The sequence below is a fragment of the Catellatospora sp. NPDC049111 genome, assembly GCF_040648615.1.
Taxonomy (GTDB): domain Bacteria; phylum Actinomycetota; class Actinomycetes; order Mycobacteriales; family Micromonosporaceae; genus Catellatospora; species Catellatospora aurea.
The window spans coordinates 75,254-94,904 of sequence record NZ_JBEZEB010000014.1; the positions used below are offsets into that span (position 1 = coordinate 75,254).

Genomic DNA, 19,651 nt, shown 5'->3' on the forward strand with positions numbered 1-19,651 from the left:
GGAGTCACCTGATGTCCAGCACCGATTATGAGAGCGGCCGGATCGGCCTGCTTCTCATCGACACGGTCAACGAGGTTTTCGCGGAGAAGGGCAAGAGCTACGCAGAATTCAAGGACGAGTTCGAGCGGATCGGCACCTTCGAGAACCTCAAGCGGTTGCTCGCCGGAGCACGCGCGCAGCGCATGCCGGTGTTCTTCGCACCCATGTCCTTCACCGAGGAGGACTACACCACCTGGCGCTACATCTGCGGCATCCAGCAGGAGATGTACGACAACCGCCTGTTCGAGGCCGGCACCTGGAACGCCGACTTCCACCCCGACCTGTCGCCGGAGCCCGGCGAAATCGTCGTCTCTCCGCACAAGAACATCGACGTCATCGCCACCACCGACCTCGACACGCAACTCAGACAACACGGCGTGCAGTACGTGGCGGTCGCGGGCATGGTCGGGACCATGTGCGTGGAGTCCACGGCCCGCACCGCGATGGAACGCGGCTACCACGTCACCACGTTCACCGACGCGACAGCCGCAGCCGGGGGGCGGCCGGCCTACGACGCGATGATCCTGCGCTACCCGCTGATCTCACACGCGACGCTGACCGTCGACGACTTCCTCGACGCGACATCACACGCACGCTGACCACAACGCTAGGCGTGAACGAGTTCGCAGATCCGACCGCCAAGCCTTATGGCCGAAGCACGCCCGGCGGGTCCCAGAGATCCGCCGGGCCCGATACCCGATGCGAAGCGGGCCGACGCGGCAGCGACTGCGCCGTACGGCTAGCCAGCCAACAGTCTGATCAGATCACTGCTGGTGAACACACCCACCGGCGTGCCGTCACCGTCGACGACCGCAACCGCGTCGCTGTGACAGGCGTGCATCACACGAGCGGCGTCACGGACTCGCGCGTCGGCACTGACGGTCGCACTGTCGTGGTCGAGCACGGCCCCGACAGTGACCGTGGCGAGGCCGGCGGGATCCGCTGACCAGGCAGCCGCGACCGACCTCGCAGCCAGTACGCCGAGGCACCGGCCGACTGTGTCGACGACCGCGAGGTGACGCACACCGGCGTGCAGCATCGTGGCCATGGCCCGGTCGAGGCTGACATCGGCACCGGCGGAGACCACTGGGCGGCTCATCACCTGTGAGATCGGCCGGCGGGCCCACTGCGGCGTCGGATCGTCGCCACGTACCGGCGCCGCGAAGATCGCCTTCATCGCGACGCCCCCTCGGTCGCCGCCGGGACCGCGTCGGCGGCCGGCCGCGGCGGCCCGGGCACCGGGATGACCACCACCGGACACGGTGCGCTGGCGATGCACGCCTCGCTGACCGAACCGAGGATGGTGTGGTGGACACGGCCATGACCGTGGCTACCCAGCACGAGCAGGTCCGCGGTCCGCGCCGCAGCGACGAGGACGTCGGCGGGCCGACCCTCGACGACCTCCGCAGCCACGCTCACCCCGTGACGGACGGGCTGGGCCCGCACCTCCCGGTCAAGGGTCAGCTGCGCCGACTCCTGGCAGGCCCGCGCGTCTGCCAGAGGCGTGCTGGGATCGCCCCACCACCAGGACAGCACCGCCTGCTCCAGCGCCCACGCGAGTGCGCGCCGGCCGCCCTGCGAGCCGTCGACTCCGACGACGATCTGCCGCACAGCCATGTCGATCACATCCCTCGGCCATTCGTTCACCTTCAGGGTGCGCCCGGTCCCGTTCTTCTCGGCAGGGCCGAAAGACCCTCCGCTGCTTCTCGCCGGCTGGCGGCTGTGCGGATCCTCGCCCTGGCGCCGACGGGCCCGTCGGCGCCGCAGAACTCTGCCGGAGGTCAGCGGCTGGTTGCCTGCCGCAGCTGCGACGCGATCTGCGTCGCCCAGGCGCCGATGCGTGCAGCGTTGCGGAAGTCCCCGCCGCGGCCGTTGCGGACCATGGCGCGGGCGGCAAATCCTCTGGCCTGGTCGGTCAGCCGACCGCCGAACGTCACGTGCTCGCGGGCAGCGAGCCGGCGAACCGCGTCGGCGGCGTGCGGCACTGGCGGGATGTCGGTGTGGTCGGCGCTGTCGTCGAGCGGTCCGCTACTGAAGACGTACACCGGGCGGCCGTGGAGCGCGGCTGCGTGGCGGCGGGCGAAGACGCGTGCGTCGCCATGCCATCTGCCGTTGTAGATTGCACCGCCGATGATGACGGCGTCGTAGCCGTCGACGGTGTGCACCTGCGCGGCCGGGCTGGTGTGGGCGGCGACGCCCGCGTCACGTAAGGCGGCGGCGATCATGTCGGCGATGCCTGCGGTGGAGCCGTTGTCGCTGCCATAGGCGACCAGGACGAGCAGGGGTTTCATAGCTGTCTCCGGGGCGGCGGTTCGGTGGGGGCTGGTCAGTAGGTGGTGATCCCACGGGCTCGGAATACGGCACGGGCCCGTTCGACGGCGTCGGCGTCGGGTGGCGACACGTGCGCGAGGGGGAAGTCCAGTCCGAGGACGGTGTACTTGTGGGCGCCGAGGCGGTGGAAGGGCAGTACCTCGACCCGCTGGACTGCGTTGAGGGAGGCGACGAAGCCGGCGAGCGCTTCGACGTTGGCGGGTGCGTCGGTGAGTCCAGGGACGAGCACGAATCTGATCCACATGGGTTTGCCCAGGGCGGACAGCCTGCGGGCGAACCGCAGGGTCGGCCCGACGCTTCCGGTGCGGGTGAGGTTGCGGTATGTGGCCGGGTCGAAGGACTTGATGTCGAGCAGGACCAGGTCGGTGGCGTCGAGGAGGGTGTCGTCGGCGTGGTCGCCGAGGTAGCCGCTGGTGTCCAGGGCGGTGTGCAGGCCGCGTTCGTGGCAGCGTCGCAGGACCTGACGGGTGAAGGCCGGCTGCTGCAGGGGTTCGCCGCCGGACAGGGTCACTCCCCCGCCGGCGACCTTGATGAACCGTTCGTACTTGCCGATCTCGTTGAGCAGCTGGTCGGTGGTGGTGGGTGTGCCGTTTCGGCGCAACCAGGTGTCGGGGCTGTGGCAGTACTGGCAGCGCAGCGGGCACCCGGCCAGGAACGCGACGAAGCGGGTGCCGGGGCCGTCCACCCCGGTCGACAGGTCGAACGAGTGGACGGCTCCGGTGACGGTGGTGGTCGGGGTGTTCACAGCGCGCCGTGGAAGGTCCGCGACAGCACGTCATGCTGCTGCTCGGGGGTGAGCCGCACGAAGTGGACCGCATACCCGGAGACCCGGATCGTCAGGTGCGGGTGCAGCTCAGGGTGTTCCATCGCGTCGAGCAGCGTGGCCCGGTCCAGGACGTTGACGTTCATGTGGAAGCCGCCGGCGTCGGCATACCCGTCGAGGACGCCGACGAGGTTGGTGATCTGTTCGTCGCGGTGGCGGCCCAGGCCGTCGGGAGTGACCGTCTCGGTCAGGGAGATGCCGTCGCGGGCGTCGGCGTAGGGCAGTTTCGCGACCGACAGGGCGGCGGCGACCATGCCGTGGCGGTCGCGTCCGTTCATCGGGTTGGCACCCGGCGCGAACGGTTCGCCGGCACGGCGGCCGTCGGGGGTGTTGCCGGTGTGGCGGCCGTACACGACGTTGGAGGTGATGGTCAGCACCGACAGGGTGGGTTCGGCGCCGCGGTAGGCGGCCTGCCGGCGGATCTTGTCCATGAAGGTGCGGACCAGCGCGACGGCGATGTGGTCGGCTCGGTCGTCGTTGTTGCCGAAGGTCGGGTAGTCGCCGTCGACGGTGTAGTCGATCGCGAGGCCGGTCTCGTCGCGCAGCACCTTGACGTTGGCGTGCCGGATCGCGGACAGGCTGTCGGCGGCCACGGACAGGCCGGCTATGCCGGTGGCGAGGAACCGGTGCACGGGGTAGTCGTGCAGTGCCATCTCCAGGCGTTCGTAGGCGTAGCGGTCGTGCATGTGGTGGATCACGTTGAGGGCGTCGACGTAGGTCTGCGCCAGCCAGTCCAGCGTGTGGTCGAATGCCACCATGACCTCGTCGTAGTCGAGGGTTTCGCCGCCGACGGGGGCCGTCGGCGGGGCGATCTGCTCGCCGGTGATCTCGTCGCGGCCGCCGTTGATCGCATACAGCAATGCTTTCGCCAGGTTGGCGCGAGCGCCGAAGAACTGCATGTCACGGCCGACGCGCATCGCCGACACGCAGCAGGCGATCGCGGTGTCGTCGTCGTAGGCGGGCCGGATGAGGTCGTCGTTCTCGTACTGGATGGCGCTGGTGTCCAGCGACACCTGGGCGCAGAACCGCTTGAACCCTTCGGGCAGCACTGGCGACCACAGCACCGTCAGGTTGGGTTCGGGGGCCGGGCCGAGGTTGTACAGGGTCTGCAGGTACCGGAAGCTGGTCTTGGACACCAGCGTCTCACCGTCGGGCCGCATGCCGCCCAACGCCTCGGTGACCCAGGTCGGGTCGCCGGAGAACAGCTGGTCGTACTCGGGGGTGCGCAGGAACCGGATGATGCGCAGCTTGATGACGAAGTCGTCGACCAGTTCCTGTGCGGCCTGCTCGGTCAGCGTCCCCTCGGCGATGTCGCGCTGCAGGTAGATGTCGACGAAAGTCGCCGTGCGGCCCAGCGACATCGCCGCACCGTTCTGCTCCTTGGCCGCGGCCAGGTAGGCGAAGTACAGCCACTGGATCGCCTCGCGGCCGTCGGCGGCCGGTCGGGAGATGTCATAGCCGTAGGCGGCGGCCATCTGCCGCAGCTCGCGCAGGGCTCGGATCTGCTCGGCGAGTTCCTCCCGGTCGCGGATCACGTCGTCGGTGGACCGGACGGCGTCAAGGCCGTCTCGTTGTTCGCGGCGGTCGTCGATGAGCCGCTGCACGCCGTATAGAGCGACGCGGCGGTAGTCGCCGATGATCCGGCCGCGGCCGTATGCGTCGGGCAGGCCGGTGATGATGTGCGAGCGGCGTGCGGCCAGCACGTCGGCGGGGTAGGCGTCGAACACGGCGTCGTTGTGGGTCTTGCGGTAGGTCGAGAAGATCGTGCGCACCGCCGGGTCCAGTTCGTAGCCGTAGGCGCGCAGCCCGGCCTCGACCATCCGCAGGCCACCATTGGGCATGATCGCGCGGCGCAGCGGCGCGTCGGTCTGCAGGCCGACGATCAGCTCCAGGTCCCGGTCGATGTAGCCGGGGCCATGGGAGGTGATCGTGGCCGGGGTCCGGGCATCGACGTCGAGGACTCCCCTGCGCCGTTCCTCGACGAACAGGGCCTGTAGCCGGTGCCACAGGGTCCTGGTGCGCTCGGTCGGCCCGGTCAGGAACCCGGCGCCGCCCCAGTACGCTTGGTGGTTGTCGTGCACGAACGCGGCGACGTCGATGCGCTCATGCCATGCCTGTCCGGTGAAGCCGCGCCACGGCCGGCCGCTGTGGGTCATCAGTTGTCCTCTCTCGCTGGCCTTGTCCCTTTCAGCGTCGGCCGCGCCCGGCCGCCGGCGTAGGGCCGCAGGTCCTGTCAGGCCAGGCCGGGCGTCCCGCAGCGGTCGGCGGCTGCTGCGCTCAGCAACTCGGAGCCGCGATCGGCGAGAAGTCCGGACGGGACCTTGGGAACTTCGCTGGGGGACCTGTGGCCCTGCCCGCCGGGCGGGCGTTGATGTTGGCTGCTGCTGTCGTATCGGCTAGCAGGAGGAACACATGGGTACCGCAGTTCACGCGGGCACGGTCGCGGCCGCAGACGCGCTCACCGCGGAAGGGCAGATCGTGCGGATCCGGCCGGTGACGGCTGCCGACGCAGCCGGTCTTGAGGCGCTGTACCACGGGGGTTCGGTCGACAGCCTGCGCATGCGTTTCTTCGTCGTCCCAGGCGATGCCACGCTGAAAGCAGAGATCGACCGGTTGTGCCGGCCGCCGTCCGGCACGCACGGCAGCCTGGTCGCGTTGTCAGACGGCGCGATCGTCGGGGTCGCGTCGTGGGAGCGAGGCGACCCCGACACCGACACCGCCGACTTCGCGGTGTTCGTCGGCGAGCGCAGCCAAGGCGAGGGCATCGGCACGCTGCTGCTGGAGCACCTGTGCGCGTGGGCGCGGACCTGCGGGGTGACCCGGCTGGTCGGGCAGACGCTGGCAGGCAACGTCGCGATGCGCCGCGTCACCCGCGGCCTCGACTCCGACGCCGAGATCGGCACCGTGGACGAGGTCGTCGAGCTGAGCGTGCCGACCACACCGGGCGAGGCTTCGCTGCTGGCGATGGACGTACGCGACCGGTCGACGCAGCGGGCGTCGCTGGGCCCGCTGCTGGCTCCCCGCGCTGTCGCGGTGGTCGGCGCCGGGCGTCGACCGGGCGGCGTCGGCCATGAGACGCTGGCCGCGCTGCGGGACGGCGGCTACACCGGTGACCTGTATGCGGTCAACCCGCACGCAGCGAAGGTCGCCGGCGTCGAGGCCTACCGCTGCCTGTCGGACCTGCCGGGCCCGGTCGACCTGGTGGTCGTCGCGGTGCCCGCCGACGCGGTCGCCGCGGTCGTCGAGCAAGCCGCGGACGCGGGTGCAGGTGCCGTGGTGGTGCTCAGTTCCGGGTTCGGTGAGACCGGCCCGGCTGGTCAGGCGATGCAGTCCGACCTGGTGCGGGTGGCCCGCAAGCACGGGATCCGGCTGGTCGGCCCGAACTGTCTCGGGGTGGTCAACACCGACCCTGAGGTGGCGCTCAACGCCAGCTTCGCAGCCGTGACCCCGGCGCGCGGCGGCTTGGCGGTGGCGTCGCAGTCAGGTGCGGTCGGTATCGCGTTACTGGAACACGCCGCGCGCAACGGCTGCGGTGTGTCCACATTCGTGTCACTCGGCAACAAGGCCGACGTCAGCGGCAACGACCTGATCGCCTACTGGTACGACGACCCGGCCACCACGGCGGTCGCGCTGTACCTGGAGTCGTTCGGCAACCCGCGCCGGTTCGCCCGTACCGTGCGCGCCCTGGCCCGCCGCAAACCGGTCCTGGCGGTCAAGAGCGGCCGCTCGCAGTCGGGCCGCCGGGCCGGCGCGTCGCACACCGCCGCGGCGGCGTCACCCGACGTCAGCGTCGACGCCCTGTTCGCCCAGGCCGGAGTCATCCGCGTCGACCACCTCGGTGAGCTCATCGACGCCGCCCGGATGCTGACCGACCAGCCGCTGCCGGGCGGCGACCGGCTCGCGATCATCGGCAACGCGGGCGGCATCAACGTCCTCGCCGCCGACGCCGCCGAATCCGGACAGTTGACCGTCCCGACCCTCACCCCGCACGTGACCGCGCAGCTGGCGGCCTGCTCCCCGGGCGCGACCGGGCACGACAACCCGCTCGACCTGGGAGCAGCCGCGGACACCGCCACCTTCGCTGCCGCCGTCGAAGCGGTCGCGGGCAGCGGGGAGGTCGACGCGCTGCTGCTCGTGGTAGCCGCGACCCGCGCCAACGATGTGCCGGGCACCCTGGCCGCGCTGGCCGCGGTCCTCGACCGCCACCACGGCCTGCCCGCAGCGGTGGTCGTGCTCGGCATGTCCGCGCCCCCGACGACGCTCGGCGCCCGCCACGCGCCGGTGTTCGACCTGCCCGAACAGGCGGTCACCGCGCTCGGGCACGCCGCCAGGTACGCGGCCTGGCGCCGCGAACCCCTGGGCCACCAGCCGGCCCTGGCCGGCGTCGACCCCCGGGCCGCACGGAAACTGGTCGAATCGGCCCTGCACACCGGCGACGGATGGCAGGCCTACGACGTCATCGCCGCAGTGCTCGCCTGCTACGGCATCGGGCTGCTGACCACAGCCGTCGCCCTGGATGCCGACGCCGCCGTGAGCGCCGCCCGCGCTGCCGGCTACCCCGTCGCGCTCAAGAGCGCCGACCCCCGCCTGGTGCACAAGTCCGACGTCGGCGGTGTTCGCCTGCACCTGCGCGACGACGCCCAGGTCCGCAAGGCCTTCGCACCGGTCGCCAGCGCCGGAGATCCCTCCTGCGGGGTGCTGGTCCAGCCGATGGCGCCCGGTGACGTCGAGCTGACGGCGGGCATCGTGCACGACCCCCTGTTCGGGTCGCTGGTCATGTTCGGACATGGCGGAGTCCACACCGACGTGCTCGCCGACCGGTCGTTCCGGCTGGTCCCGCTCACCGACCGGGACACCGCCCGGATGTGGCAGGGCCTGCGAAGCGCCCCGCTGCTGACCGGCTACCGCGGCGCCCCTCCCGTGGACACCGGCTCGGTCGAGGATCTGATCGCCCGCATCGGGCGACTCGCGCAGGACCTGCCCGAGATCGCGGAACTGGACCTCAACCCGGTCCTGGCAGGGCCGGACGGCGTCCTGGCGGTGGACGCGAAGATGCGACTGGCCACCGTCGGCGCCGAACCCGACCCGTCGCTGCGGCAGCTGCGCTCGCCCGACTGACACCGACCCGTTACCCGGCGACATTCATGGTGGGCGGGGGCGATGGCGCGGATGAGCCAGCGGCGGGTCGGTGCAGGCAGGTCGACAGCCATGTCCGCGGTGAACTCCGCTGCGGGTCGGTGGGTGCGGTGAGTGCGCTCCCATTGGGCCCGCAGGTGCGGTTCGATACCGGCCGGCTGGGCTGACGGGTGGTGTTGGGGCCGTGCTGCGGTGTTCATGACGCTGCCTGCTGGTGGGAACCTATGTGTCCAGGCCGGTACCCGGCACGGCCGGTTGGCGGGTGGCAGGAGAGTCTCTCCGACCACCCGCCAGCCTGCGGGTTCGAGCCGCCCGGCGCGCAGATCAGTGTTCGGTGGGGTGAATGACCGCGACGGGGCTGTGGGCGTGGTGGACGAGGGCTCCGCTGACGGAGCCGAGCAACAGGCCGGCGAATCCGCCCCGGCCGCGGCAGCCGACGACGGTGAGCGTGGCACCGCGGGAGGCTTCGACGAGGCTGTATTCGCTGTTGAGGCTGCGGATGGCGCGCGTTTCGAGTTTCAGTTGCGGGTGGGTGGTGATCAGCGCTGAGGTCACGTCGGCGAGCAGGCGCTGCGCCCGGTCCTCGGCTGCGCGTTCGGCTTCGGCCTGTGCGGCGGTCTCGTCCGCGACGAGCTGCAGCCAGGGTTGAGGCCAGTACACGTGCGCGACGACCAGAGCGACGTCGCGGCTGACGGCTTCTTCGGCAGCGAAGGTGAGGGCTGCGCGCGCGGCCGGGGATCCGTCGATGCCGACGACGACCGGCCCGTGGGCGGCGGGAGGTGCCGGCCGCTCCGGGCCTGGCTCGATCGAGGCGTCGGGCACCGGCGGGCGCACGACGATGACCGGGCAGTGGGCGTGAGCGGCGACCTGTGCCGACACCGAGCCGAGGAGCAGTTCGGCGAACCCGCCGATGCCGCGGCTGCCGACGACGGTCACTGCGGCGGTGCGGGATTGCTCGATCAGGACCGGCGCGGGGCCGCCGGTGATCTGCCGGGCGTGGATCTCGCCGAGTTCGGGGTGCTGCTTGCGCAGGGTGTCGACGGCGTCGGCGAGACTGCGGTCGATCGCGTCGCGGGTGTCGGCGTCGTCGTAGTACGGCTCGGCCAGCCCGGCGGTGCCGTAGCCGAACAGGGGGCTGAGGTAGCCGTACACCAGGTGCAGGGGCGCCTGGCGGCGCACGGCGAGGTCTGCGGCGTAGGACGCGGCGGCGAGGCTGGACGGCGAGCCGTCGACGCCGACGAGGATCGGCCGGTGGGCGGTCATGTCGGTCTCCTGTTCAAGGTGCGGAGGTGATGGACTCTTCGTAGGGCCGCCGTGTGGTCGGCGGTGGCATGCGGGGTTGGGCGTAGCCGACCCGTACGCAGACCTGCGGCTCGCCGAGTCCGGGCAGCAGGCGGCGCAGTTCGTCGCGGGTGCCGGGGACCTCGGTGACGTCGCTGATCGGGGCGCCGGCCAGGCCGTGGACGGTCGCGGTGAGCAGGACCGCCGACAGGGCCTGTCCGGCGTGCAACCAGGCGGCCGGGGTGTCGTCGTCGGTGAACAGCACCAGGTAGCGGGCTCCGGCGTCGGTGTCGCGGCCGGGACGCATGGTCTGTCCGCCGAAGGGCGCATAGTCGCGGATCGGGACCCGCCGCGGGACTGCCTGCACGGTCGTTTCGGTGGACACGCCTTCGCCGCTCCACGAGGGCCGGTGCGTCCAGTCGGCGAGTTCGGCACGGTAGTCGGGGTCGGACAGCTGCAGGGCTCCGGCGCGGACCGCGGCCAGAGCGAGGACGGCGACCTGGTCGTCGCGGACGAGGTGGACGTGTGCGTGCTCGTGTTCCCCGGCGGTGATCAGTGCCCGGCAGGTGGCGTCGGTGACCGGTCGGGTGGTGAACGGCCGCCGGTCGGTGTGCCGGCGTGTGATCGCGGTGAAAGCCTGCAGTTCGGCCAGGGTCGGCTCGTGCGTGCCCTCGATGCCGATCTCGGCGAGCAGGTCCGGGTCGGCCGGGTGGGGTAGTTCGCGGACGTCGGCGGCGAGGCCGGCGGCGGCCAGGGCGATGCGGGCGTGATGCAGGCCGGCACCGCAGCTCACGGTCAGGAGCCGGCCCTGCGGGTCGGCCGTGGGCAGCTGGCGCCTGCGGTCGGCGTACAGGCGCAGCACTGCCGGGTCGGCCTGCCAGCGCCACGGCTGGGTGTTGAAGATGGACGGCGCAGCGAGCGCGGTGCGGGCCGCGTCGTACAGCGCCTGTGCGCGGCTCGTCTCGTCTGCTGTCATGGCTTCACTGTCCGCCCGCGGCATCGGGCCCGGTCAGTGCCGGCGGGCCTGGCGCGGCAGGGGCGGGGGTCCCGTCTGTGGAGGGGTCTTTGGTCCCTTCCGCGCCGAGTCCGGGCAGGTGGACAATGCGGGTGTGATCCGTGTCTTTCTGCTCGACGACCACGAGGTGGTCCGTCGCGGCCTTCGCGACCTGCTAGAAGCCGCCGGTGATATCGAGGTGGTCGGCGAGTCGGGTTCGGCCGCCGAGGCCACCAGGCGTATCCCGGCGCTGCGGCCCGACGTCGCGGTGCTCGACGGGCGGCTGCCCGACGGCAGCGGCATCGACGTGTGCCGTGATGTGCGTTCGGTCGACCCGGACATCAAGGGCCTGATCCTGACCTCGTACGAGGACGACGAGGCGCTGTTCGCCGCGATCATGGCCGGTGCCGCGGGTTATGTCCTCAAGCAGATCAAGGGCACCGATCTCGTCGACGGGATACGCCGCGTCGCGGCCGGTCAGTCGCTGCTCGATCCGGCCGTCACGCAGCGGGTCCTGGAACGCATCCGCAACCCGAAACACGAACCCGACCAGCTCAAGTCGTTGACCGACCAGGAACGGAAGATCCTCGGCTATGTCGCCGACGGGCTCACCAACCGGCAGATCGCGGCGCAGATGTTCCTGGCCGAGAAGACGGTCAAGAACTACGTGTCCAGCCTGCTGACCAAGCTCGGCCTGGAACGGCGCACGCAGGCCGCGGTGTTCGCGGTGAAGCTGACCGGGCAGCCGCCGCGTTAGGCGATGGGCACGCTCCAGCGAAGCACGGTGCCGGCCGGGTCGCCGGGTTCTACGGTGAGCTGACCGCCGTGCAGTGCCGCTCGCTCGGCGAGGTTCAGCAGACCGCCGCGGGGCGTGGCGCCGCCGGTGCCGTTGTCGGCGATGGTGGCGCTGAGCCGGCCGCCGTCTACGGCGATCGACACGACGACCCGTCCGGCGTGTGCGTGACGTACCACGTTGGACAGTGCCTCGCGGACGACGGCGAGCAGGTCGGCGTGCAGCTCGTCGGGCACGGCGCTGTCCACCGGCCCGTCCAGGACCAGGTCGGGCCGGAACCCCAGCGATTCGGCCGCGCCGTCGACCAGGGTGCGCAGCTCGGAGCGCAGTGATTGTCCGGCGGGGCTGCGCAGCTCGAAGATCGCGCCGCGGATGTCGCGGATGGTGCTGTCCAGCGCGTCGACCGCCGCCCCGATGCGGGTCGCCAGTTCCGGGCGGGCGGCCGACATGGAGGCGACGGTCTGCAGCTGCAGGCCGGTGGCGAACAGCCGCTGGATGACCACGTCGTGCAGGTCCCGGGCGATGCGTTCGCGGTCGGACAGCACCAGCAGCTGCTCGCGGTCCTCGCGGGCGCGGGCGCGCAGCAGGGCCAGACCGGCCTGCCCGGCGAACGCGGTCAGCAGCAGCTCGTCGTCGGCTCGCGCTGCGCCGGCATAGGCGACCAGCAGCACGCCCTGCCCAGCGGCGAACGGTGCGGCGATGCCGCGGATGTCGGGTACGGCCACCGGCCACGGGGCTGCCTTGCTGAGCTGGTCGAGGGTCACGACCTGCTGATGGGCAAGCACTGGCGCGAATCCGGTCTGGCCCACCGGCAGGACGGCGCCCGCCAGGCCGGGCACGGGTTCGGCGGCGTCGACGACGGCGACGGTCAGGGTCGCGTTGTCCTCGTCGTGCAGCAGGATGGCGACGAGGTCGGCTTCGGCGACCTCGCGGGCGCGGCGGGCGACCAACTCCAGGGCTTCGGCGGTCGAGGTGTCCGCACCGAGCGAGTTGATGATCTCGGCGGTGGCGGCCAGCCACCGCTGCCGGCGCTGCGCCACGGCGTACAGGCGGGCGTTCTCGATCGCCGCGCCCGCGGCCGCGGCCAGCGCGATGGTGATCTCCTGGTCGTCGTCGGTGAACTCGGCCGCGTTGCGTTTCTCGGCCAGGTACAGGTTGCCGAACACCTGGTCGCGGATCCGGATCGGCACCCCGAGGAAGCTGTGCATCGGCGGGTGGTTGGGCGGGAACCCGACCGAGCGCGGGTGGGTGGAGATGTCGGGCACCCGTACCGGCTCAGGGTGGCTGATCAGCAGGCCGAGCACGCCGTGCCCGGTGGGCAGGTCGCCGATGGCGGCGTGCTGTTCCGGGGAGATGCCGTGGGTGATGAACTCGACCAGGCGTTCGTCGGGGCCCAGCACGCCCAGCGCGCCGTATCTGGCGTCGGCCAGCCGGCACGCGGCCACGACGATGCGTTCGAGGGTGGAGCGCAGGTCCAGGTCGGTGCCGATGCCGACGACCGCGTCGAGCAGGCTGCGCAGCCGCTCGCGGCTGGCCATGACCTCCGACACGCGGTCGAGCAGCTCCTGCAGGAGCTCGTCGAGTTGGACGCGGGAGAGGGGCGACAGGCCGAGCGATGCCCACTGGTTTTCCACAGCCATGATGCTATGGCTCCGGCCGGGGTGCGTTCATCCCCGGTACGCGACGCGGCCGCTCCCGGCCACCGCCTCGCCGTGCTGCGGGCGGGTTCAGCGGGTGAGGAGGGTGACCAGGTCGCTGCCGGTGATGATGCCGACGGCGCAGCCGCGGCGGTCCACGACCGCGACGGCGTCGACGTGGTTGCCGCACATCAGCCGGGCTGCGTCGACCACCGCGGCGTCGGCGTCGACGGCGGCCGGGGTGCTGTCCAGCACGCTGGACACGTGGCGTGCGGACAGGCACCCGGGTTCGGCGGCCCACGCCGCGACGATCGCCCGGTCGCTGATCACCCCGGCGCACCGCCCCGCGCCGTCGACGACGACAAGGTGGCGCAGCTTGGTGCCGGCCATCGCAGCGAGGGCGTCTTCCAGCGTCGCCGAGGCGGCCACCTGCACCGGGTGTGTGCTCATCACCTCGCGTACCGCTCGTTGCGGCAGGCCCTGCGGCGTGGTCGCCGGGCGGGCCGGATCTGACGTCGTGGACATGTTGCTTGCTCCCCCGTGTTCAGACGACAACGGTCACGGCGTGCGATCGTGTCGCGGGTCCGGAACCACCAGGACGGGGCAGGCAGCGTGGTGCAGGACCTGCTGGCTGACCGAGCCCAGCAGCAGTCCGGCGAATCCGCCGCGTCCTCTGGCGCCGACGACGATCAGTTGCGCCAGTTCGCTGAGCTGTACGAGAGTCCGTCCGGGCCCGCCGCATTCCAGCTTTTCACGCACCTCGACCTTGGGGTGGCGCGCCGAAACCGCGGCCACGGCGTCGGCCAGGACGGCCCTCTCGGCGTCCTCGACCGGTCCGCAGTCGACCGGCACCGGCGGCGTGTACAGCGTGGCCATGACCGGGTAGGTCCAGGTGCGTACGGCCAGCAGTTCGGCGTGGCGCTGCTCGGCGGTGACGAACGCGGCCTCGATCGCCGCCGCGCCGGCGGGCGAGTCGTCGACACCCACGACGATCGGGCCGCCGGCGTGTTGCTCGCCGCGGGCGACGAGGACCGGTGTGGTGCTGTGTGCGGTGACCTGAACGGCGACCGAGCCCAGCAGCAGGCCGGTGAATCCGCCGAGGCCGCGGTCGCCGAGGACCAGCAGTTCGGCGTCACGTGCCGCGGCGAGCAGCACCGCCGCGGGGGCGCCGGTGACGAGGTCGGTCGTGGCGGTGACGTCGGGCTGAGCCGCGGTGGCGGTCGCGGCGGCTTCGGCGAGCAGGCGCTCGGCGTCGTGTTGCAGGCCGCCTTCGGGCACGGCCTGCGATGCGCCGACGTTGACGTGCATCAGCGGCCAGATGAAGGCGTGCACGATCCGCAGGTTGCGGCCGCGGCAGGCTGCCTCGTGCGCGGCGAGCCGCACAGCGGACAGCGCGGCGGCTGATCCGTCGACGCCCACCACGATGTCGCGCCGTGTCTGCCGTTCCTGGCTGTCCATGAGTGGCTCCTGTCCGTATGAATTATCGACGGTCTCGGCGGCGCTGGAGGGCTGTCCGCCAGATGACGGCGAGCGTCCCGGGCAGCAGGGCGGCTGCGGCGCAGAAGGCGAGCTGGGTGGCGTTGAGCGGTGCTGTGCCCAGCAGGGCGCGCAGGGCCGGGATCACGACTGCGGCGAGCTGGGCGAGTGCCGACAGGGCGACGGCGGCGAGCAGGCCGGGGTTGGCCCAGCGGGTCCCGCGTGGTCGGGTGGCGCGTGATGCCAGGGCGATGCCGAGCTGGGCGAGGCCGAGCACGACGAAGACCATGCTCTGCCAGGGCCAGCCGGCGGCTGCGGCGTACAGGCCGGTGCCGATGGTGACGGCGGTCAGCAGCGCGCCGAGGGCAAGGACGTCGCGCAGCAGTCCGTCGCCGAGGATCTGCTCGTCGGGCGGGCGCGGCGGTCGGCGCAGCACGTCGGGTTCGGCGGGTTCGGCGCCCAGGGCGACGCCGGGCAGGCCGTGGGTGAGCAGGTTGATCCACAGGATCTGGCCGGGCAGCAGCGGCAGGCCCAGTCCGAGCAGCGGGCCGATGAGCATGACGGCCAGTTCGGCGGCCCCGCCGGCCAGGCCGTAGCGCAGGAAGCGGCGGATGTTGTCGTACACCCGGCGGCCTTCGGCCACGGCGTGGCTGACGGTGGCAAGGTTGTCGTCGACCAGGACGAGGTCGGCGGCCTGGCGGGCGACCTCGGTGCCGCCGCCCATCGCCACGCCGATGTCGGCGCGGGTGAGCGCGGGAGCGTCGTTGACGCCGTCGCCGGTCATCGCGACGACGTGGCCGTGGTGCTGGAGTTCGGCGATGATGTCGAGCTTCTGCTCGGGCTGGGTGCGGGCGAATACCCGCACCTGGTGGGCCTGCGCCGGCTGGTCGCCGGTGGCGATCGGGTCGCCGGGCTGCCAGATGCCGATCTGGGCGGCGATGTGCGCTGCGGTGCCGGGGTGGTCACCGGTGATCAGCATGAGCCGGATGCCGGCCTGGGTGAACTCGGCGGCTGTCGTAGCAGCGGAAGGCCGTAGGGGGTCCTCGATGCCCATGACGCCGAGGGGCCGTAGTCCGGTCGGCGCGATCGGGTTGGTCGGCTCGGCGGTGGTGCCTGCTGCGATCGCGAGCACGCGAAGACCTGAGGCGGCCAGGTCCGCGGCGGCTTGGCGGAGGGCGGCCAGGTGCGGGTCCGCCGGGTCGACGACGGGCGTGCCGAGGACGCTTTCGGGTGCGCCTTTGCAGATGGTCAGGTAAGTGTCGCCGTCGCGGTGGACGGTGGTCATCTGCCGGGTGGCCTGATCGAACGGGTGTTCGGCCCAGCGGGGCGCGTTCGCCCGCACCGTGTCGGGGTCCAGGCCGCAGCGAGCCGCGAACGTGACCAGGGCGGCTTCGAGCGGGTCGCCGACCGCGGCCCACGTCGGCCGGTCGGGTGCCGGTGGCAGGACTGCGGCGTCGGAGCAGAGCAGCCCGGCGCGGGCCAGGTCGAGCAACGGCTGCCGCAGCGGTGCGGCGGTGCCGGTGATCTGCCCGGCGGGTTCGTAGCCGATGCCGGTGACCGCGACGTCGGCACCGGGCGCGACGGCCCGGCGCACGGTCATCCGGCCCTCGGTCATGGTGCCGGTCTTGTCGGACGCGACGACGGTCACCGACCCCATCGTCTCGACCGCGTGCAGGTTGCGTGGGATCGCCTGGCGGCGGGCCATCCGGCGGGCGCCCAGGGCCAGCGACAGGGTCACCACGGCGGGCAGCGACTCAGGGACCGCGGCGACGACCAGGCTGACCGCGGTCAGGGCCATCAACAGCAGCGGCCTGCCTGCGGCCAGCCCCGCGACGAACACGACCAGGCACAACGCGACCGCGAGCGCGCCGAGGACGCGGCTGAGCCGGGTGAGGCGCTTCTGCAGCGGGGTCGGTCCGGCGTGGGTGGTCGCGACAAGCTCGGCGATGCGGCCCAGGGCGCTGCGCGCGCCGGTGCGCATCACCGTGCCTGCGGCGCGGCCGGTGACCAGCACCGTCCCCGCGGACAGTTCGTCGCCCGCGTCACGGGTCACGGGCACGGACTCGCCGGTCAGGGCTGCTTCGTCGGCCTGGCACCGGTGTGCGTCGTGCAGCAGCAGGTCGGCGGGCACGATGTCACCGGCCTCGACCCGTACCGCATCGCCGCGGACCAGGTCGGCGGCGGGCACGACGAGTTCGGTGCCGTCGCGGGTGACCCGGGCGGTCGGCGCCGTGAGGGTGTCCAGCGCGGCGACTGCCTTGTCCGCGCGGACCTGTTGCGCGACCCCGATGGCGGTGTTGAGGCACACGACGACCGCGATGATCGCCGTGTCGGCCCAGTCCCCGAGAATGCCGGTCACCGCCCCGGCGACCAGCAGCAGCGACACGAGCGGGTCGGCCAGCTGCGCCAGTACCCGCCGCAGCAGACGGGGCGGATGCGGGGGCGCGACGGCGTTCGGGCCGTCGTGCGCCAACCGCGCTGCAGCTTCGCCGGCGGTGAGGCTGGCCGGCCTCTGCCGGGCGAATGTGGCGGGTGTCTCGGTGAGGGCCATGGTTCCAAGGCTCTCGCCGTTGCGTACCTGCGGCAAAGAGCAGATCGCCCCGACGCGCACAGGCCGCTGGGGCACGATGCCCGGGTCGAAAGTCCCGACCTGGTGACCGCGCCGACGGCGAGCCCCGCCTCCGGCCAGCCCGAATGTCGCGGAGGGGGCCGAAGGTCCCGAAGCGGCAGGGCATGCAGGCCCTACACCCCACCCGCCACACCGGCCACGCTGATGAACATGCATATCGCACAGGGCGCCCCGCTGGGCGCGCAGGAGCTCGCACGCATCGACGCGCACTGGCGAGCCGCCAACTACCTGTCCGTCGGGCAGATCTACCTGATGGCCAACCCGCTGCTGACCGAGCCGCTGCTGCCCGAACACGTCAAGCCGCGCCTGCTCGGCCACTGGGGCACCACCCCGGGCCTGAACCTGCTCTACACGCATCTGAACCGGATCATCGCCGGCCGCGGCCAGGAGACCGTCTACATCACCGGTCCCGGCCACGGCGGCCCCGGCCTGGTCGCCAACACCTGGCTGGAGGGCACCTACAGCGAGACGTATCCGCACGTCAGCCTCGACGAGCGCGGCATGGGCCGGCTGTTCCGGCAGTTCTCGTTCCCCGGCGGCATCCCCAGCCACGTCGCGCCGGAGACACCCGGATCGATCCACGAGGGCGGCGAGCTGGGCTACAGCCTCTCCCACGCCTACGGTGCGGCACTGGACAACCCGGATCTGCTGGTGGCGTGCGTCATCGGCGACGGCGAGGCCGAGACCGGCCCGCTGGCGGCGTCGTGGCACTCCAACAAGTTCCTCGACCCGGTCGGCGACGGGGCGGTGCTGCCGATCCTGCACCTCAACGGCTACAAGATCGCCAACCCGACGGTGCTGGCCCGGCTGTCCGACGAGGAGCTGACGGCGCTGCTGACCGGCTACGGGCACAAGCCCTACCTCGTCGAGGGCGACGACCCGGCGGCCGTGCACCAGCTGCTGGCCGCGACCCTCGACACGGTCTGCGACGAGATCGCCGAGATCCAGGCCGACGCCCGCACCGGCGTACTCCGCGACCGGCCGCGGTGGCCGATGATCGTGCTGCGCACCCCGAAGGGCTGGACCGGGCCGAAGCACGTCGACGGCGTGCCGGTCGAGGGAACCTGGCGCGCCCACCAGGTGCCGCTGTCGGCCGCCCGCGACGACAACGACCACCTGGCGCTGCTCGCCGACTGGATGCGCTCCTACCGGCCCGAGGAGCTGTTCGACGCCTCCGGCGCGCCACGCCCGGAGGTCGTCGGCTGGCTGCCTGCTGGGCAGCTGCGGATGGGCGCCAACCCGCACACCAACGGCGGGCATCTTGTCCGCGACCTGGAGCTGCCCGACTTTCGGGCGTACGGCGTCAAGCCCGGCCCGCTCGCCGAGCCGACCAGAGTGCTGGGCTCCTGGGTGCGCGACGTGATGGCCGCCAACGCCGCCTACCGCAACTTCCGGATCGTCGGCCCGGACGAGACCGAGTCCAACCGGCTCGGCGCCGTGCTCGACGTCACCGGCAAGGCGTGGCACGCCCGGACCGTCGACACCGACCTGCATCTGGACCCGCACGGGCGGGTCATGGAGATCCTGTCCGAGCACACCTGCCAGGGCTGGCTGGAGGGCTACCTGCTGACCGGCCGACACGGCCTGTTCTCCTGCTACGAGGCGTTCGTACACATCGTCGACTCGATGGTCAACCAGCACGCCAAGTGGCTGAAGGTGACCCGCGAGCTGGACTGGCGCAAGCCGATCCCGTCGTTGAACTACCTGCTGACCTCGCACGTGTGGCGCCAGGACCACAACGGCTTCTCCCACCAGGACCCCGGGTTCATCGACCACGTCGTCAACAAGAAGGCCGACGTCATCAGGGTGTACCTGCCGCCGGACGCCAACACCCTGCTGTCGGTGGCCGACCACTGCCTGCGCAGCCGCGACTACATCAACGTCGTCGTGGCCGGCAAGCAGCCCGCGCCGACGTTCCTCGACATCGACGAGGCCGTCGCGCACTGCACCCGCGGCCTGGGCATCTGGCCGTGGGCGGCCGACGACGACGGCGACCCCGACGTGGTCCTCGCCGCCGCCGGCGACGTGCCCACCATGGAGATCCTCGCCGCCGCGGACCTGCTGCGCGAGCACCTGCCCCAGCTGCGGGTACGCGTGGTGAACGTGGTCGACCTGATGCGGCTCCAGCCGCAGACCGAGCACCCCCACGGCCTGCCCGACGCCGAGTACGACGCCATCTTCACCACCGACCGGCCGGTCATCTTCGCCTACCACGGCTACCCGTGGCTGATCCACCGGCTCACCTACCGTCGCCACGGCCACGAGCACCTGCACGTGCGCGGCTACAAGGAGGAGGGCACCACCACCACACCGTTCGACATGCTGGTCCGCAACGACATGGACCGGTTCCACCTGGTCATCGACGTCATCGACCGGGTGCCCGGCCTGGCCCGCAAGGCCGCGGCGTTGCGCCAGGCGATGGTCGACAAGCGCACCGAGCACACCGCATACATCCGCCAGACCGGCCAGGATCTGCCCGAGATCCGCGACTGGGCACCGACGCGCCGCTGAA

15 protein-coding genes are annotated in these 19,651 nt (G+C 71.8%); 4 read left to right on the forward strand and 11 right to left on the reverse strand.

The window, feature by feature from the left end:
• Positions 1–11 precede the first annotated feature (11 nt).
• Positions 12–638, forward strand: coding sequence for a cysteine hydrolase (locus AB0B66_RS20920; RefSeq protein WP_360532104.1), 627 nt, complete (start codon positions 12–14; stop codon positions 636–638).
• 140 nt (positions 639–778) lie between these two features.
• On the opposite strand, the gene AB0B66_RS20925 is transcribed toward AB0B66_RS20920, so the two are convergent.
• The 5 genes from AB0B66_RS20925 to pflB form a co-directional block, all read right to left on the reverse strand.
• Positions 779–1,216: a CBS domain-containing protein gene (locus AB0B66_RS20925; protein WP_360532107.1), complete on the reverse strand. Its 438-nt coding sequence runs from the start codon at positions 1,214–1,216 to the stop codon at positions 779–781.
• A complete protein-coding gene (locus AB0B66_RS20930) occupies positions 1,213–1,656 on the reverse strand; it encodes a universal stress protein (protein ID WP_360532110.1) in 444 nt (147 codons plus the stop codon). The genes AB0B66_RS20925 and AB0B66_RS20930 overlap by 4 nt, the downstream gene beginning before the upstream one ends.
• Before the next feature lie 164 nt (positions 1,657–1,820).
• A complete protein-coding gene (locus AB0B66_RS20935) occupies positions 1,821–2,330 on the reverse strand; it encodes a flavodoxin domain-containing protein (RefSeq protein ID WP_360532113.1) in 510 nt (169 codons plus the stop codon).
• Positions 2,331–2,365: 35 nt separating this feature from the next.
• Positions 2,366–3,115, reverse strand: coding sequence for a pyruvate formate-lyase-activating protein (gene pflA, locus AB0B66_RS20940; protein ID WP_360532116.1), 750 nt, complete (start codon positions 3,113–3,115; stop codon positions 2,366–2,368).
• A complete protein-coding gene (pflB, locus tag AB0B66_RS20945) occupies positions 3,112–5,349 on the reverse strand; it encodes a formate C-acetyltransferase (protein ID WP_360532119.1) in 2,238 nt (745 codons plus the stop codon). The genes pflA and pflB overlap by 4 nt, the downstream gene beginning before the upstream one ends.
• Before the next feature lie 256 nt (positions 5,350–5,605).
• On the opposite strand from pflB, the gene AB0B66_RS20950 reads away from it, so the two are divergent.
• A complete protein-coding gene (locus tag AB0B66_RS20950) occupies positions 5,606–8,311 on the forward strand; it encodes a GNAT family N-acetyltransferase (protein ID WP_360532122.1) in 2,706 nt (901 codons plus the stop codon).
• A 342-nt stretch (positions 8,312–8,653) separates the two neighbouring features.
• Here AB0B66_RS20950 and AB0B66_RS20955 read toward each other — a convergent pair whose 3' ends face one another.
• Both AB0B66_RS20955 and AB0B66_RS20960 read right to left on the reverse strand, forming a co-directional pair.
• Positions 8,654–9,592 (reverse strand): universal stress protein, encoded by a 939-nt coding sequence (locus AB0B66_RS20955; RefSeq protein WP_360532125.1) that lies wholly within the window; start codon positions 9,590–9,592, stop codon positions 8,654–8,656.
• Between the two features lie 13 nt (positions 9,593–9,605).
• Complete coding sequence (locus tag AB0B66_RS20960; RefSeq protein WP_360532129.1) at positions 9,606–10,586, reverse strand: nitroreductase family protein; 981 nt, start codon at positions 10,584–10,586, stop codon at positions 9,606–9,608.
• A gap of 133 nt (positions 10,587–10,719) precedes the next feature.
• Between AB0B66_RS20960 and AB0B66_RS20965 the strand changes: the two genes are divergently transcribed.
• Positions 10,720–11,361, forward strand: a complete 642-nt coding sequence (locus AB0B66_RS20965) for a response regulator transcription factor (RefSeq protein ID WP_203696388.1) — start codon at positions 10,720–10,722, stop codon at positions 11,359–11,361.
• Here AB0B66_RS20965 and AB0B66_RS20970 read toward each other — a convergent pair.
• The 4 genes from AB0B66_RS20970 to AB0B66_RS20985 all read right to left on the reverse strand — a co-directional run bounded on the left by AB0B66_RS20970 (position 11,358) and on the right by AB0B66_RS20985 (position 17,061).
• Positions 11,358–13,037, reverse strand: coding sequence for a GAF domain-containing protein (locus AB0B66_RS20970; protein ID WP_360532132.1), 1,680 nt, complete (start codon positions 13,035–13,037; stop codon positions 11,358–11,360). The two genes, AB0B66_RS20965 and AB0B66_RS20970, sit on opposite strands and share 4 nt — an antisense overlap.
• 87 nt (positions 13,038–13,124) lie before the next feature.
• Positions 13,125–13,559 carry a CBS domain-containing protein gene (locus AB0B66_RS20975; protein ID WP_360532135.1) on the reverse strand — a complete coding sequence of 145 codons (435 nt, stop codon included), beginning with the start codon at positions 13,557–13,559 and terminating at the stop codon, positions 13,125–13,127.
• A gap of 33 nt (positions 13,560–13,592) precedes the next feature.
• Positions 13,593–14,492, reverse strand: coding sequence for a universal stress protein (locus tag AB0B66_RS20980; RefSeq protein ID WP_360532138.1), 900 nt, complete (start codon positions 14,490–14,492; stop codon positions 13,593–13,595).
• Between the two features lie 22 nt (positions 14,493–14,514).
• The gene (locus AB0B66_RS20985) at positions 14,515–17,061 is read right to left on the reverse strand and encodes a cation-translocating P-type ATPase (protein WP_360532141.1); all 2,547 of its coding nucleotides are present in this window, start codon (positions 17,059–17,061) and stop codon (positions 14,515–14,517) included.
• Between the two features lie 222 nt (positions 17,062–17,283).
• On the opposite strand from AB0B66_RS20985, the gene AB0B66_RS20990 reads away from it, so the two are divergent.
• Complete coding sequence (locus tag AB0B66_RS20990) at positions 17,284–19,650, forward strand: phosphoketolase family protein (protein ID WP_360532144.1); 2,367 nt, start codon at positions 17,284–17,286, stop codon at positions 19,648–19,650.
• The last annotated feature ends 1 nt before the right edge of the window (position 19,651 follow it).

What these genes read in the sequence shown, in the direction of transcription:
- AB0B66_RS20920 (WP_360532104.1), top strand. Translation starts at nt 12, where the DNA reads ATGTCCAGCACCGATTATGAGAGCGGCCGGATCGGCCTGCTTCTCATC.
- AB0B66_RS20955 (WP_360532125.1), bottom strand. Translation starts at nt 9,592, where the DNA reads ATGACCGCCCACCGGCCGATCCTCGTCGGCGTCGACGGCTCGCCGTCC.
- AB0B66_RS20950 (WP_360532122.1), top strand. Translation starts at nt 5,606, where the DNA reads ATGGGTACCGCAGTTCACGCGGGCACGGTCGCGGCCGCAGACGCGCTC.
- AB0B66_RS20990 (WP_360532144.1), top strand. Translation starts at nt 17,284, where the DNA reads ATGAACATGCATATCGCACAGGGCGCCCCGCTGGGCGCGCAGGAGCTC.
- AB0B66_RS20980 (WP_360532138.1), bottom strand. Translation starts at nt 14,492, where the DNA reads ATGGACAGCCAGGAACGGCAGACACGGCGCGACATCGTGGTGGGCGTC.
- AB0B66_RS20930 (WP_360532110.1), bottom strand. Translation starts at nt 1,656, where the DNA reads ATGGCTGTGCGGCAGATCGTCGTCGGAGTCGACGGCTCGCAGGGCGGC.
- AB0B66_RS20970 (WP_360532132.1), bottom strand. Translation starts at nt 13,037, where the DNA reads ATGGCTGTGGAAAACCAGTGGGCATCGCTCGGCCTGTCGCCCCTCTCC.
- AB0B66_RS20935 (WP_360532113.1), bottom strand. Translation starts at nt 2,330, where the DNA reads ATGAAACCCCTGCTCGTCCTGGTCGCCTATGGCAGCGACAACGGCTCC.
- AB0B66_RS20960 (WP_360532129.1), bottom strand. Translation starts at nt 10,586, where the DNA reads ATGACAGCAGACGAGACGAGCCGCGCACAGGCGCTGTACGACGCGGCC.
- pflB (WP_360532119.1), bottom strand. Translation starts at nt 5,349, where the DNA reads ATGACCCACAGCGGCCGGCCGTGGCGCGGCTTCACCGGACAGGCATGG.
- AB0B66_RS20985 (WP_360532141.1), bottom strand. Translation starts at nt 17,061, where the DNA reads ATGGCCCTCACCGAGACACCCGCCACATTCGCCCGGCAGAGGCCGGCC.
- AB0B66_RS20925 (WP_360532107.1), bottom strand. Translation starts at nt 1,216, where the DNA reads ATGAAGGCGATCTTCGCGGCGCCGGTACGTGGCGACGATCCGACGCCG.
- AB0B66_RS20975 (WP_360532135.1), bottom strand. Translation starts at nt 13,559, where the DNA reads ATGTCCACGACGTCAGATCCGGCCCGCCCGGCGACCACGCCGCAGGGC.